The following is a 14,878-nucleotide window of genomic DNA, read 5'->3' on the forward strand; positions in this document are numbered from 1 at the left end:
GTGAGCGGGCTTGCCCGCGAAGGCAGTTTAGGCAGCGATGCGGGTTAGAGCCTTAGCCGCAGACATTGACCGCAGCAGTCTCGCGACGTTGCAGGTAGATGAAGAAAAGCGCAGTGAGCACGGTCAGGCCGCCGACCAGCGCACCGGTCCATGGCAGGTCGGCGAGGTCGGCGCCGCTGGCTACCACCAGGCCACCGATCCAGGCACCCGCGGCATTGCCAAGGTTGAACGCACTCTGGTTCAGGGTCGAACCGAGGTTCGGTGCTTCATGGGCCTGGTCGATGATCAGCAGTTGCAGGATCGGGCACAGGGCAAAAGCGAAGATGCCCCACAACACCAGAGTGATCGCCGCCGGGATCACCGAGTGGCTGGTCTGGCTGAACGCCGCCAGGACAATCACCACCGCCAACGCCATGCCGACCAAGGACGGCAACAAACGGCTATCCGCCAAACGTCCGCCAAGCATGCTGCCGGCGGTCAGGCCGACGCCGAACAACAGCAACATGATGGTTACGCCGTGAGGGCTGACGCCGGTGATGTCCTGCAGAATCGGTGCGATGTAAGTGAAGACGCTGAACAGACTGGTGGACGCCAGCACGCTCATGCCCAGCGCCAACAACACATTGACCTTGCCGAGCACTTTGAACTCGCTGGCCAGGTTGGCTTTGTCCATGGCGATGTGCTTCGGCAGCCAGACCCACTGGGCAATGGCCGCAATCACACCGATCACCGATACCGCCCAGAAGGTCGAGCGCCAGCCGGCGTATTGTCCCAAAGCCGTGCCCAACGGTACGCCGAGCACGTTGGCCAGGGTCAGGCCGGTGAACATCATGGCAATCGCCTGCGCCCGTTTGTTCGGTGCCACCAGCCCGGCTGCAACCACTGAGCCGATGCCGAAGAACGCGCCATGGCACAGCGCGGTGATCACTCGCGCGGCCATCAAGGTGGCGTAGTTCGGGGCCAGGGCGCAGAGAATATTGCCGAGGATGAACATCAAGGTCATGCCCAGCAGGGTGGCCTTGCGCGGCATATTGGCGGTACCGATCGCCAGAATGGGTGCGCCGAACACCACGCCCAGGGCGTAGCCGGTGATCAACAGGCCGGCATCGGGAATGCTCACCCCAAGGTCTCTGGCGACGTCTGGGAGCAAACCCATGATGACGAATTCAGTGGTGCCGATGCCGAAAGCGGCAACAGCCAGTGCAAGCAAAGCGAGTGGCATGCGCAAGGTCTCTGTCTGTAGTCTTGACGCTCTGATCAGGCATACGCATGCCAGCTGCCGTCTCCGGTGGAGTGGGGCAGCAGCAAAAATTTATTGGAATAGGTATGTGCGCAACTGAGTGCGGCGTGGTCGGTTGCAGTATAAACAGCTGCCGACATATGGCGAATCAATTCTCTAAGTCCGGACAAGGAGTATGCCGTGCTTGCGACGGCTCTGGTGTTGGTGGCGGCGCTGTTGCATGCGGCCTGGAATACCCTGATCAAGTTCAGCGGCGAGCGGTTGCTGGTGGTGGCTTGCATGGACAGCGTGGCGATGCTGTTCGTGGCGCTGATGCTGCCTTTCGTCTCGCTGCCTCCGGCTGAAATGTGGCCGTGGATCCTCGCCTCGGCGGCATTCGAGTTGCTCTATCGCTATCTGTTGATCCAGGCCTATCGGGTCGGTGATCTGGGGCTGGTGTATCCGCTGATGCGCGGGCTGTCGCCGTTGGTGGTGCTGGCCTTGACTCTGATTTTTGCCGGCGAGGTGCTGAGTACCCAGCAGATCCTCGGCATTGTGTTGATTCCGTTCGGCATGCTCTGCCTGCTCTGGCAAGGGGGCGGCGGCGAGCGCCTGCCGTGGTCGATGCTGCCGGTGGTGGTGTTGATCGGCCTGTGCATCGGCTGCTACACCTTTATCGATGGCCAGGCCTTGCGGCGCTGGTCGCATCCTCTGGATTACCTGGTCTGGGTGACGCTGTTCAGCGCCTGGCCGTTTCCCTTGCTGGCGCTGGTGCGCAAGCGTCCGGCGTTTCTGTTGTTCTGGCACGAGCAATGGCGCCTGGGGTTGAGCGTCGGATTCTGCGTGCTGTTCAGCTACGCTTTGGTGCTATGGGCCATGCAGCTGGGCTCGATTGCCGAAGCGGCAGCGCTGCGTGAGATCAGTGTGATTCTGGTGGTGCTGTTCGGGATGCGCTACTTGAAAGAACCTTTTGGCCGGCCGCGGCTCTTAGCCTGCGGGCTGGTGCTGATCGGCATGCTGGTCATGAAGTTTTAAGCCGGACCTCAATAGAACTCTAAAAAGGAATCTGCAATGACCGTCGCGTTCTGGTGTGTGTTGATCGCTATTTTTCTTCCGTACCTGTGCACAAGTGTCGCCAAGTTCAGTGGCGGTAGGTTCGGGTTACGGGAAAACCATGATCCGCGGGCCTTTCTCGACAATCTTGACGGGTTCGCCAGGCGTGCTCATTCTGCGCAGCTGAACAGCTTCGAAGTGACGCCGGCGTTTGCCGCTGCGGTGATCATTGCGTACATCAGCGAAAATGCCGAGCTGGTGACCATTGATGTGTTGGCGGTGTTGTTTATCACCAGCCGCTTGCTCTACATCATTTGTTATCTGGCGGACTGGGCGGTCTTGCGTTCGCTGGTGTGGTTTGTGGGTATGGCGCTGATTGCGAGTTTCTTTTTTGTGTCGGTGTAGAAGGATTACGCAGTTTTCATAGCAGCTGGCATAGCCTGCGTCCGGCTCGGTCCGCATTCGGCGAAGCGGTCGTAGTGATGCCATACCGCGATTTACCAGGCAGATTGCGGTCGTCGGTTTACGACCGCTTCGCGGCCGGACGCAGCCTTCGCCAGCTGCTACGGGGCAGTGGGCACGTCGGGCACTTTGGGCAACACCGCGCCTTTGGGCCACAGCATCCATATCTGCCCCTGCTGTTTCATGTCTCCAGCCAAATGCCCCGCCGCATCGCCGGTGCCCCAGAACAGGTCGGCACGGACTTCACCAGTGATTGCGCCGCCAGTGTCCTGTGCCGCCACCGGACGTACCAGTCCGGTACCGTCAGGGCGGGTGGTCGAGAGCCATAACAGACTGCCCAGTGGAACCACCTTGCGGTCTACCGCGACGCTGTAGCCGGCGGTCAGCGGCACGTTCAGCGAGCCGCGCGGGCCTTCATTACTGTCGGGATTGCGATTGAAGAACACATAGCTGGGATTGCTGCCGAGCAACTCGGGTATCCGTGTCGGGTTCGCCTTGGCCCAGGCGCTGATGGTGCCCATGGTCACCTCTTCTTTTTTCAGCTCGCCCTGATCAACCAGCCAGCGACCGATTGGCCGATACGGGTGGCCGTTCTGATCGGCATAACCGATGCGCAACTGACGACCATCGTCCAGCCGAATGCGCCCCGAGCCCTGAATCTGCAGAAATTGCAGGTTCATCGGATCGGTGAGCCAGGCAATGACCGGTGCCTTGACGCCTTTGGCATCAATCGCGGCGGCGTCGTCATAGGGCTTGAGTACCCGGCCTTCGAGCCGGCCGCGCAGGCGCTTGCCTTTGAGTTCTGGGTAAATGCTGTCGAGCGACACGATGATCATATCTTCGGGCACGCCGTAGACCGGAACGCTTGCTTGCGCAGTCTGGGTCAGGCTGCCGGGATAAACCGGTTCGTAATAGCCGGTAATCAGGCCGTTGCCGCTGCCATTGGCGGACCGCAGGCCATAAACATCCAGATGCTCCTTGAGAAAACCACGGATATCTCCAGGCGACTGCGGCACGTTAGCGGCCGAAGCGCAGGTGGTAGCCCAGATAGGGTCGGCCTTGAGTCGAGTGCAGGCGCTGCGCCAGGAGCCGAAACCGGCCAGCAAATCTTCGTCGGAAACAGCGGGCAGGGCCTCCCAGGTCGCGCTGACATAGGTTGCAATCGCATGTGTTTCCGGCTTGGTGCTGTCGCCACCGTTGCAGCCGGCGAGCAGGGCGACCATCGGTAGGGTCCAGGCCAGGCTACGACGCCATGCCTTGAAATGACTGTTCATTCGGTACTTCCTTTGCCGGTTGCCCAAGCGCTCGAGGCGTTCAAACAACCCATATTATTAATAGGGCTATTGGTCTTTGCGGGTGACGCGAGGATACTGGGCGCCGTTTCCCGTGACCTGAAGCCCCCATGACTTTTAAAAGACTTTCAGTTGTATTGCTGGCCTGCCTGACGTTGTCCGCCTGCGGTGGTGTCGACCCGAATTCGCCGCTGGGTCAACGCAAGGCGATTTTCAAGCAAATGCTCAAGACCAGCGAAGACCTGGGCGGCATGCTGCGCGAGCGAATTCCCTTCGACGGAGCGCGTTTTGCCGAGGGCGCAGTGAAGCTGGATAGCTTGTCCCGTGAGCCGTGGAAGCATTTTCCCCAGGTCAGAGAAGAAGACCACAGCAGCGCCAAGGACGATGTCTGGCAGCAGCAGGCACGCTTTCAGGAGCTGGCCCGCACGCTGGAAGCGGCCACCGGTGAATTGGTGATCGCCAGCCAGGTTAAGCCCTACAAGGCCAGTGACCTGGGCCCGGCAGTGCAGAAGGTCGAAGACGCCTGTAGCGCGTGCCATAAACAGTTTCGTGATCATTGATTTTGCAGCTCGATAGCTAAGCCTGTGGCGAGGGGGCAAGCCCCCTCGCCACAAAAACCCTTCACCACAACGGTTTATTACTTATCCAGCTCATCCAGCGCTTCCTGCAATTCTTTGCGGGACTTGGCGAGTTTGTCTTTGAGTTTGTTGATCTTCTCGGAATCATCCTTCTTCATGGCCTTCTCAAGGTCACCCTGACGGCGGCTGACTTCGTGCTTTGCATCCAGCACCTTGTTTTCCCGTTCTTTCTTCAAAGACGCGTCGGTGCAGTTGGCCGTAACTTCGCTCAGGGCTTTTTCCAGGCCCGCTTGCTGTTCACTATTGCCCTGGGCCTTGGCCTGCTCGATCTGGGTGCTGATAGCCTGACGTTTAGCCGCGCAGCCGGTAAGTTCAGGGGCTTCTTCAACGGCCAACAGAGGGGCAGCCATCAGGCTGCAAACGGTGAACAGGGCGAGCGGTGACAAAAAATTCATGAAAGCTCCGTGAAAAAGATCGCTATCAGGTCAGCGTACAGATCGCTATTGGAGTTCATCTGTACTCTTGGGTTCAAAGCTGCCAGGCATCCTGGCTTCGAAAAAACCATCGATCCCGGCAGTGCGTAGTTCTTCGCTCAGGGCCAGTACCTGCGGGTCGCGAAAAAATGCGCTCAATTGCGCTGCGCGTCCCGGGCCGATCCCGGTTTCGGTCTGCCATTGTGCGGTACTTCTTGCCGCCAGCGTCTGCCATGGCCCGCCAAGGTCGACGTCGGCGGTCGGTGGCATGCCCAGTGCTTTGAGCCAATTGTCGAAGGGACGCTGCCTGGCACTTTGCAAACTGCTCAGCAAGCGGGCACTGCTGCGCTCGCCGAAGCCGTCAATGTTAGCAAGCTCTTGCGCATCGAGGGTCAACCAATCGAGCAGGTTGTTGATGCGCCCGGCGCTGATCAGTTTTTCCCAGGTGCCGGGGCCGATATGCGGCAGCGCCAGTCCCTGTTTGCCACTGAGCCAGGTCAAGCGTGCCAGGAACTGGCTCTCGCACCCTGGGGTGGACTGCCAGCAGCTCAGTTGATGAAAGTCCTGTGCCCGTGGCGCAACCACCTCCAGGCGCTGGGTGCCGCGTAAAACAACGCTGTCGAGGCGAGGAATGGTCAGGCCCGCCAGGCTTATCGCGACTTGATCTCCGGGTCGAATATCCAGGGTCTGCCAACGTTGCAGTGAACCGACACTGACGTGTTTGACCTGCCGGTCATCGAGGGTCAATGGTTTGAGTTCCAGTACGGGGGTAATTCTCCCGGTGCGACCAATATTGAATTTCACCCCGCGTACTTCTGCCAGTGCCTGAGCGAAGGGGTATTTCCAGGCAACGATCCAATAGGGCGCCTTTACCTGCCAGCGCTGCGCGGGCGGGCGTTGGCTCTGACGTAGTACGAGGCCGTCGGTGGCAAACGGCAAGGGTGAGCGATACCAGTGTTCGCGCCATCGTTCGGCGTCGGCGAAGCTGGTAATCGGTTGGCTATAGTGCGCACTCTGGGCAAACCCAAGCGCCTTCAGGCCTGCCAGCCGTTCGGCCAAGGTCGGCGGGCCTTGCGGCCAATCCCAGACAAACAGCCCGATGCCGCCTGCGTCTACGGCACTGAGCTCCTTGCGTGCCATCAACCGGGCAACGCTGCTACGGGCGTTGAGGCTACCGGCCGTGGCCTGGATATGGTCGGTGAGATGCCAATAAAGCTCGCCTTGAAGCACCAGGTCCAGTGGTTGTGGCAGTTGCGCAGGGATAGCCCCGACCTTGCGCGCCGAGGCGGTCCAGTCTTGTCCGCGCACGCCATTACCACGACTGATCACTCGCTCCAGTTGGCCCTGGCGATAGACCAGCGTGACTGCCACACCGTCGACTTTCGGTTGAGCCCAGACGTCCTCGCGGTCCTTGAGCCATTTAGCGATGTCACGGCCATCGGCGAGCTTTTCCAGGCCGGTCTGGGGGATGGGGTGGGAAATCGGGCCTCCTGCCGTGCGCAGCGGATTGTCCGGTTGCCGGTTGATTGTCGGAAAACACTCACGCCATTGGCTGAGCAGGGCGCGGGATTGATCGTAAAGTTCGTCGGCAACCAGCGAGCGACCTTGCCGGTGATAACTGTCGTCCCAGCGATTGAGCTGTTGTCGCAGTTGAGTGATTTCGTCCTTGGCGCGACTGAGCGACCAGTCTGGGCAGGTGTTCTCGTTGGCGTTGGCGTTCAGGAAATAGAGGGTTAGCCAAAAACCGACTAACAGGCGTGCAGTAGCAAGCATCATGAGCATCCTTGCTCGAGAGGAATGTCTTAAGGCTATATCAGGAGGGGTGTTGGCATTCGGCGAGTATTTTTCCGAGTGTGTCGGTAGGCAGATGTCGGGTCTCTGCGCGATGGAGGGTAGCTATAAGGACGCTTTCGCGGGCAAGCCCGTTCCCACAGGAAGGGCGGGGGCGGCACGCATGAAAAAGCCCCGCAGGGCGAACCGTGCGGGGCTTGGGTGCAGCCGAAGAGCGCTTACAGACCGGCAGCAACGCGCAGGGCGTCGACGCGGTCGGTTTTTTCCCAGGTGAACGTGGTGAAGGTGTCGTCGCCGACGGTCTTCACTTGCGGCGTACGACCGAAGTGGCCGTAGGCTGCGGTTTCCTGGTACATCGGGTGCAGCAGGTCGAGCATGGTAGTGATCGCGTATGGACGCAGATCGAAGCACTCGCGGACCAGGTTGATGATCTTGTCATCGCTGATCTTGCCGGTGCCGAAGGTGTTCAACGAGATCGAAGTCGGTTGAGCGACGCCGATGGCATAGGACACCTGGATCTCGCAACGCTCGGCCAGGCCGGCAGCGACGATGTTTTTCGCCACGTAACGACCGGCGTAGGCCGCGGAACGGTCAACCTTCGATGGATCCTTGCCGGAGAACGCGCCGCCGCCATGACGGGCCATGCCGCCGTAGGTGTCGACGATGATCTTGCGGCCGGTCAGGCCGCAGTCGCCCACCGGGCCACCGATGATGAAGTTGCCGGTCGGGTTGATGTGGAACTGAGTGTCCTTGTGCAGCAGTTCGGCAGGCAGCACGTGCTTGACGATCAGCTCCATCACGCCTTCGCGCAGGTCTTTGTAAGACACGTCCGGGTTGTGCTGAGTCGACAGAACAACGGCGTCGATGCCCACTACCTTGCCATTTTCATAGCGGCAGGTGACTTGGGATTTGGCATCCGGACGCAACCACGGCAGCAGGCCGGATTTGCGGGCTTCGGCCTGGCGCTGCACCAACTGGTGAGAGAAGGTGATTGGCGCTGGCATCAGCACGTCGGTTTCGTTGCTGGCGTAGCCGAACATCAGGCCCTGGTCGCCAGCGCCCTGGTCTTCCGGTTTGCTGCGGTCAACGCCCTGGGCGATGTCTACCGACTGCTTGCCGATGATGTTCATCACCGCGCAGGTGGCACCATCGAAGCCGACGTCGGAGCTGTCGTAACCGATGTCGATGATGACTTTACGGACGATGTCTTCGAGGTCAACCCAGGCCGAAGTGGTGACTTCGCCTGCAATGATCGCTACGCCGGTTTTCACCAGAGTCTCGCACGCCACACGGGCGAACTTGTCTTCAGCAATGATGGCGTCCAGCACCGCATCAGAAATCTGGTCGGCGATTTTGTCCGGATGCCCTTCAGACACGGACTCGGAGGTGAAGAGGGAGTATTCGCTCATCTCGATGTTTTCCTGAATTTACCGATGGTGAGTGTCGCCAGCCGGTCGCTGAAAGTGGCGGACCTGGATCTGGAAACCATTACGTAAGCCTACATAGAGGCTTTCCCCGGGAGCGAGTCCCGCAGCGGTGGCCCAGCGGGCCAAATCGTCCTGTTCAAAACCCAACCAAAGATCACCGCAGGCCTCCTTGGCCCAACTTTGATTGTGGCTACACAACTCTGTCACTAACAGGCTACCGCCTGGTTGCAGCAATTTGGCCATGTGCTTGAGCGCATCGGCCGGTGCCGCGAAATGATGCAGCACCATGTTCAGTACTACGCAATCGGCCTGCAGACTCACGCCATTCAATGCATCGGCCAATTGCAGGCTGACGTTAACCAGCGCTTCACGCTCACAGACCTGACGCGCCAGCTCGAGCATCGCCGGGCTGTTGTCCAGTGCCGTGACCTGGCTGAAGCGACGTGCCAGTTCCGGCAGAAAGCCGCCGTCGCCGGGGCCGACTTCAATGGCGGTGGCCTCGTCGATGAAGCTCAACTTGTCGAGCAGCGCCACCACGCTTTCACGGTACTGCGCCAGGCCGGCGATCAAGTCCTGCTGGGCGCGAAATTTTTCCGCGACCCGGGAGAAGAAGTCCTGACTGGCTGCGGCCCGTTGCCCGTGGACCTGACTGATCCGCGACCGCACATCGGCCGACAGGGTCAGGTTATCCACTTCGTCGAGCAGGGCCGCGTGCAGCTTGCCGCCCAGCAATTCACTGTGGGGCAGGGCGCGGCGGTAGAAAATCGCGTTGCCTTCGCGCCGGCTCGCCACCAGGTCGGCCTGGGCCAGGACCTTTAAATGGTGGCTCATGCCGGACTGCCCAATGTCGAAGATCTGCGCCAGCTCCAGCACGCCGAACGAATCGTTGGCCAGCGCCCGCAACACATTCAGCCGCAACGGATCGCCGCCGGCTTTGCACAGGGCAGCCAGCTCATCACAGTCGTCATGGCGAATGGAGGGCACGCGTAGGTTCATAGGGCTGGCAGTCTAGTGAGGGGCCTGAATCCTCGCAAGAGCAATATCAAAAAGTTTTGATATTGCTCGATAGATGGCACTTCTGAGGCCTGGGCTCACTCTACAAACCAACAGCAGAATGGTTTCACCAAAAGATTAGGCCTTTATCCACAGGAAAAAGTCGCTTCAGTGACTATCTGTCATTGCCCCAAGGCATGCCGCTGGGGGAAAATGCTCGCCTTTTTTCCGTTTCGTTTTACTTAATCCCCAGGAGATCAGCGATGCCCAGCCGTCGTGAGCGTGCCAACGCCATTCGTGCCCTCAGCATGGATGCCGTGCAAAAAGCCAACAGCGGCCATCCAGGTGCCCCAATGGGTATGGCGGATATCGCCGAAGTACTTTGGCGTGACTACCTCAAGCACAACCCGAGCAATCCATCGTTCGCCGACCGTGACCGCTTCATCATGTCCAACGGTCACGGCTCGATGCTGATCTACTCGCTGTTGCACCTGACCGGCTACGACCTGTCGATCGATGACCTGAAAAACTTCCGTCAACTGCACAGCCGCACTCCGGGTCACCCGGAATTCGGTTATACCCCGGGTGTCGAGACCACTACCGGCCCGCTGGGTCAGGGTCTGGCCAACGCCGTCGGTTTCGCCCTGGCAGAAAAAGTCCTGGCGGCGCAGTTCAACCGTCCTGGCCACAACGTTGTCGACCACCACACCTATGTGTTCCTGGGTGACGGTTGCATGATGGAAGGCATTTCCCACGAAGTCAGTTCCCTGGCCGGTACTCTGGGCCTGGGCAAGCTGATTGCCTTCTACGATGACAACGGCATCTCCATCGACGGTGAAGTCGAAGGTTGGTTCACCGACGACACCCCCAAGCGTTTCGAAGCCTACAACTGGCAAGTGATCCGCAATGTCGACGGTCATGACCCGGAAGAGATCAAGATCGCGATCGACACTGCACGCAAAAGCGCGCAACCGACACTGATCTGCTGCAAAACCACCATCGGTTTCGGCTCGCCGAACAAGCAAGGCAAGGAAGACTGCCACGGTGCCCCACTGGGTGACGCGGAAATCGCTCTGACCCGCGCCGCGCTGAAGTGGAACTACGGCCCGTTCGAAGTTCCGGCCGAGATCTACGCCGAGTGGGATGCCAAAGAAGCCGGTCGTGCTACCGAAGCCGAGTGGGACCAGCGTTTCGCTGCCTACTCCGCTGAATTCCCGCAACTGGCCAATGAGTTGATTCGTCGTCTGAGCGGTGAATTGCCGGAGGACTTCTCCGAGAAGGCTGCGGCCTACATCGCTGAAGTGGCTGCCAAAGGCGAATCCATCGCCAGCCGTAAAGCCAGCCAGAATACATTGAATGCCTATGGCCCGCTGCTGCCGGAACTGCTGGGCGGCTCCGCTGACCTGGCCGGTTCCAACCTGACCCTGTGGAAAGGCTGCAAAGGCGTCAATGCTGAAGACGCCAGCGGCAACTACATGTACTACGGCGTTCGTGAGTTCGGCATGAGCGCAATCATGAACGGCGTGACCTTGCACGGCGGTCTGTTGCCTTACGGCGCAACCTTCCTGATGTTCATGGAATACGCCCGCAACGCGGTGCGCATGTCGGCACTGATGAAGAAGCGCGTGATCTACGTCTACACCCACGACTCCATCGGTCTGGGCGAAGACGGCCCGACTCACCAGCCGATCGAGCAGTTGTCCAGCCTGCGCTGCACACCGAACCTCGACACCTGGCGTCCAGCCGATGCGGTTGAATCGGCGGTGGCCTGGAAATTCGCGCTGGAGCGTGACGATGGTCCGTCGGCGCTGATCTTCTCCCGTCAGAACCTGCAGCACCAAACTCGCGATGCGGTGCAGATCGAATGCATCAGCCGTGGCGGTTACGTGCTCAAGGACTGCGCAGGCGAGCCTGAGCTGATCCTGATCGCCACAGGTTCCGAAGTCGGCCTGGCGGTTCAAGCCTTCGACAAACTGACAGAACAAGGCCGCAAGGTGCGTGTGGTTTCCATGCCATGCACCAGCGTCTTCGACGCTCAGGATGCTGGCTACAAGCAGGCAGTTTTGCCGTTGCAGGTCAGCGCCCGGATCGCCATCGAAGCCGCTCATGCCGACTACTGGTACAAGTACGTGGGCCTGGAAGGTCGCGTCATCGGCATGACCACCTACGGCGAGTCGGCGCCTGCGTCTGCCCTGTTCGAAGAGTTCGGCTTCACCCTGGAAAACATCCTGGGTCAGGCTGAAGAGTTGCTGGAAGACTAAAAAGCACGAACGCGGTGGCCACTGGCTGCCGCGATTCCCCCGTAGGAGCTGCCGATAGGCTGCGATCTTTTGATCTTGTTTTTACAAGCAAAATCAAAAGATCGCAGCCTATCGGCAGCTCCTACGGGGGGGTGTGTTGTTCATAAGAATTCGTCTGTCCGCGCATTATCGAGAACCCCATGCCTCAACCGCGTCCCTACAAAGTTGCACTCAACGGCTACGGCCGGATTGGTCGTTGCGTCTTGCGTGCTTTGTTCGAGCGAGGAGCGGCGGCCGGGTTTGAAATAGTTGCGATCAACGATCTGGCCGACATGGCCAGCATCGAATACCTGACACGCTTCGACTCCACTCACGGGCGTTTTCCCGGTGCGGTGAAGGTCGACGGCGATTGTCTGCATATTAATGGCGACTGCGTGAAGGTTCTGCGCAGTGCCACCCCTGAAGGCATCGACTGGGCAGCACTGGGTGTCGATCTGGTGCTCGAATGCTCGGGTGCCTACCACACTCGGGTCGACGGCCAGCGCTTCCTGGATGCCGGCGCGCCGCGGGTGCTGTTCTCCCAACCGATGGCCAGCGAGGCGGATGTCGACGCCACCATCGTCTATGGCGTCAACCAGGATTGCCTGACTGGCGACGAGTTGCTGGTGTCCAACGCTTCCTGCACCACCAATTGCGGTGTGCCGCTATTGCGCCTGCTGGATCAGGCCATCGGCCTGGAGTACGTGTCAATCACCACCATTCACTCGGCGATGAACGATCAGCCGGTGATCGACGCCTATCATCACGAAGACCTGCGCCGCACCCGTTCGGCGTTTCAGTCGGTGATTCCGGTGTCCACTGGTCTGGCGCGTGGCATTGAACGGCTGTTGCCGGAACTTGCCGGGCGAATTCAGGCCAAAGCAGTGCGAGTGCCGACGGTTAACGTGTCCTGCCTGGATATCACCCTGCAGACCGCACGCGATACCAACGCCACCGAGGTCAACCGGATCCTGCGCGAGGCCGCCACCAGCGGCCCGCTCAAAGGCCTTTTGGCCTACACCGAGTTGCCTCATGCCAGTTGTGATTTCAATCATGACCCTCACTCGGCGATTGTCGACGCCAGTCAGACCCGCGTTTCCGGCCCACGGCTGGTTAACCTGCTGGCCTGGTTCGACAACGAATGGGGGTTTGCCAATCGAATGCTGGATGTTGCGGAGCACTATCTGCACACCGCTACTCCAAAACCAGCTCTCTAATACAGTAACCCAGGAAATGCGACCCATGACCGTGTTGAAGATGACCGACCTCGATCTGCAAGGTAAACGCGTACTGATCCGTGAAGACCTCAATGTCCCAGTCAAGGACGGTGTTGTCACCAGCGATGCGCGAATCCTGGCTTCGCTGCCGACCATCAAGCTGGCCCTGGAAAAAGGCGCGGCCGTGATGGTCTGCTCACACCTGGGCCGTCCGACCGAGGGCGAGTTCTCGGCCGAGAACAGCCTCAAGCCGGTTGCCGATTACCTGAGCAAGGCCCTGGGCCGCGAAGTGCCGCTGGTCTCCGATTATCTGGGTGGCGTCGACATCAAGGCCGGCGACATCGTGCTGTTCGAGAACGTGCGCTTCAACAAAGGCGAGAAAAAGAACGCTGACGAACTGGCCCGGCAATACGCGGCCCTGTGCGACGTGTTCGTGATGGACGCCTTCGGCACCGCTCACCGCGCCGAGGGCTCGACCCACGGCGTGGCCAAATTCGCTAAAGTCGCGGCCGCAGGCCCGTTGCTGGCGGCCGAACTGGACGCACTGGGCAAAGCCCTCGGCGCCCCGGCCCAACCAATGGCCGCCATCGTTGCCGGCTCCAAGGTCTCGACCAAGCTCGATGTGCTCAACAGCCTGAGCCAGATCTGCAACCAGCTGATCGTTGGCGGCGGCATCGCCAACACCTTCCTCGCTGCGGCCGGTCACCCGGTCGGCAAGTCGCTGTACGAACCGGACCTGCTGGACACCGCCCGCGCCATCGCCGCTAAAGTCAGCGTGCCATTGCCGGTCGACGTGGTGGTTGCCAAGGAATTTGCCGAAAGCGCTGTGGCCACCGTCAAGCTGATCGCTGATGTCGCCGAAGACGATATGATTCTGGACATCGGCCCGCAAACCGCGGCGAACTTCGCTGAGCTGCTGAAATCGTCCAGGACCATTCTGTGGAACGGTCCGGTCGGTGTATTTGAGTTCGACCAGTTCGGTAACGGCACCAAAGTTCTGGCCCAGGCTATCGCTGAAAGCTCGGCGTTCTCCATTGCCGGTGGTGGCGACACACTGGCGGCCATCGATAAATATGGCGTTGCAGCGCAAATCTCCTACATTTCTACCGGCGGTGGTGCGTTCCTCGAGTTCGTCGAGGGCAAAGTACTGCCAGCCGTTGAAGTGTTGGAAAGCCGCGCGAAAGCCTAAGGGTTTATCTGGCCTGAAAAAGGAATATTCAAATGGTCAAGACGTTAGCGCTGTTGCTCTTCGCGGGTTTGTTGGCCGGCTGCGGGAGTACCCCTAAGACCCAGCCTGAGCCTGCCGCGGGCGAGCCGGAACGCGGCTGCTATCAGGCCGATTGGCAGGCCGAAACCGCCCCGGTGATCAACAAGCGCTCGGGGCCGGAAGGTCTGGACAAATATGAGACTCCAGCCAAGGCCAAGGAACATGGCTGCCCTTGACGGGTCAGATTCAATAACGCGCGGTGCTTGCGGCTGTCAGCCGTAAGCCGAGGGACGCCGATGAAAGGCTTTATCGCCGTGACGGCGCTGGTAGTGCTCGCAGGATGCGCCAACCTGAACCTGTTTGAGTCGCCGCAGCAGGACAGCTGGACGACCTGGAGCTGCGACAGCCAGGCTCAAGTAGTCTGGCGCTACGCCGACAGTAACCGTACGCAAGTCGATTTACGTCTGGGCGGGGCCGATCGGGTCTACCGCCTGAAACTTGAGCCAAGCGGCTCGGGTTCGCTGTACAGCAATGACATGCTGGCGTTTCACATAAAAGGTGAGGAAGGCCTGGTTTACTGGGTCGCCACCAATGATTTGATCGGCCGCGGCTGTAAATAACCGTAAGGCCGGATATCCGTAGCAGCTGCCGCCAGGCTGCGTTCGGCCACGAAGCGGTCGTAGAACCTGGCACCTCGGTTTGTCAGGATAATCCGGATGACCGTTTTTACGACCGCTTCGTCCGAGTGCGGCCCAGACCGAACGCAGGCTTCGCCAGCTGCTACGGACTGTAGATTTATGCACCACCGAATTGGCAGCCAGGGCTTACCCCCGATCTGCAATAACTTGAATAGCAGCCGCCGCTACGGCAGGCTTGCACGATTAACG

At 59.9% G+C, this 14,878-nt stretch carries 14 protein-coding genes; 8 read left to right on the plus strand and 6 right to left on the minus strand.

Features of this window, described 5'->3' with window-relative positions; translation table 11 throughout:
• Nucleotides 1-52: 52 nt before the first annotated feature.
• A complete protein-coding gene (locus AC3IUA_RS02345) occupies nt 53-1,222 on the minus strand; it encodes an MFS transporter (RefSeq protein ID WP_489358927.1) in 1,170 nt (389 codons plus the stop codon).
• A 198-nt stretch (nt 1,223-1,420) separates the two neighbouring features.
• On the opposite strand from AC3IUA_RS02345, the gene AC3IUA_RS02350 reads away from it, so the two are divergent.
• Nucleotides 1,421-2,254, plus strand: coding sequence for an EamA family transporter (locus AC3IUA_RS02350; protein ID WP_489358928.1), 834 nt, complete (start codon nt 1,421-1,423; stop codon nt 2,252-2,254).
• Nucleotides 2,255-2,290: 36 nt separating this feature from the next.
• Entirely contained in the window at nt 2,291-2,677 is a 387-nt protein-coding gene (locus AC3IUA_RS02355; protein ID WP_489358929.1) for an MAPEG family protein, read from the plus strand.
• Between the two features lie 158 nt (nt 2,678-2,835).
• On the opposite strand, the gene mltA is transcribed toward AC3IUA_RS02355, so the two are convergent.
• On the minus strand, nt 2,836-4,008 hold the full coding sequence (gene mltA, locus AC3IUA_RS02360) for a murein transglycosylase A (RefSeq protein WP_489358930.1): 1,173 nt from the start codon (nt 4,006-4,008) through the stop codon (nt 2,836-2,838).
• A 128-nt stretch (nt 4,009-4,136) separates the two neighbouring features.
• On the opposite strand from mltA, the gene AC3IUA_RS02365 reads away from it, so the two are divergent.
• Complete coding sequence (locus tag AC3IUA_RS02365; protein ID WP_489358931.1) at nt 4,137-4,586, plus strand: c-type cytochrome; 450 nt, start codon at nt 4,137-4,139, stop codon at nt 4,584-4,586.
• Between the two features lie 77 nt (nt 4,587-4,663).
• On the opposite strand, the gene AC3IUA_RS02370 is transcribed toward AC3IUA_RS02365, so the two are convergent.
• From AC3IUA_RS02370 to AC3IUA_RS02385, 4 genes are all read right to left on the minus strand, one after another.
• The gene (locus tag AC3IUA_RS02370) at nt 4,664-5,059 is read right to left on the minus strand and encodes a DUF1090 domain-containing protein (protein WP_489358932.1); all 396 of its coding nucleotides are present in this window, start codon (nt 5,057-5,059) and stop codon (nt 4,664-4,666) included.
• 45 nt (nt 5,060-5,104) lie between these two features.
• A complete protein-coding gene (gene ligB, locus AC3IUA_RS02375) occupies nt 5,105-6,850 on the minus strand; it encodes an NAD-dependent DNA ligase LigB (protein WP_489362208.1) in 1,746 nt (581 codons plus the stop codon).
• 236 nt (nt 6,851-7,086) lie between these two features.
• Complete coding sequence (gene metK, locus AC3IUA_RS02380) at nt 7,087-8,277, minus strand: methionine adenosyltransferase (protein WP_489358933.1); 1,191 nt, start codon at nt 8,275-8,277, stop codon at nt 7,087-7,089.
• Between the two features lie 18 nt (nt 8,278-8,295).
• Nucleotides 8,296-9,291 carry an ArsR/SmtB family transcription factor gene (locus tag AC3IUA_RS02385; protein ID WP_489358934.1) on the minus strand — a complete coding sequence of 332 codons (996 nt, stop codon included), beginning with the start codon at nt 9,289-9,291 and terminating at the stop codon, nt 8,296-8,298.
• A 260-nt stretch (nt 9,292-9,551) separates the two neighbouring features.
• Here AC3IUA_RS02385 and tkt point away from each other — a divergent pair, with 260 nt between their 5' ends.
• The 5 genes from tkt (at nt 9,552) to AC3IUA_RS02410 (ending at nt 14,611) form a co-directional block, all read left to right on the plus strand.
• Nucleotides 9,552-11,549 (plus strand): transketolase, encoded by a 1,998-nt coding sequence (gene tkt, locus AC3IUA_RS02390; RefSeq protein WP_489358935.1) that lies wholly within the window; start codon nt 9,552-9,554, stop codon nt 11,547-11,549.
• A 179-nt stretch (nt 11,550-11,728) separates the two neighbouring features.
• Complete coding sequence (gene epd / locus AC3IUA_RS02395) at nt 11,729-12,784, plus strand: erythrose-4-phosphate dehydrogenase (RefSeq protein ID WP_489358936.1); 1,056 nt, start codon at nt 11,729-11,731, stop codon at nt 12,782-12,784.
• A gap of 25 nt (nt 12,785-12,809) precedes the next feature.
• A complete protein-coding gene (locus AC3IUA_RS02400) occupies nt 12,810-13,973 on the plus strand; it encodes a phosphoglycerate kinase (RefSeq protein WP_489358937.1) in 1,164 nt (387 codons plus the stop codon).
• Between the two features lie 32 nt (nt 13,974-14,005).
• Entirely contained in the window at nt 14,006-14,227 is a 222-nt protein-coding gene (locus AC3IUA_RS02405; protein WP_489358938.1) for a hypothetical protein, read from the plus strand.
• A gap of 60 nt (nt 14,228-14,287) precedes the next feature.
• On the plus strand, nt 14,288-14,611 hold the full coding sequence (locus AC3IUA_RS02410) for an MliC family protein (protein ID WP_489358939.1): 324 nt from the start codon (nt 14,288-14,290) through the stop codon (nt 14,609-14,611).
• Nucleotides 14,612-14,878 lie beyond the last annotated feature (267 nt).

It is taken from the genome of Pseudomonas sp. KH_050 (assembly GCF_057838875.1).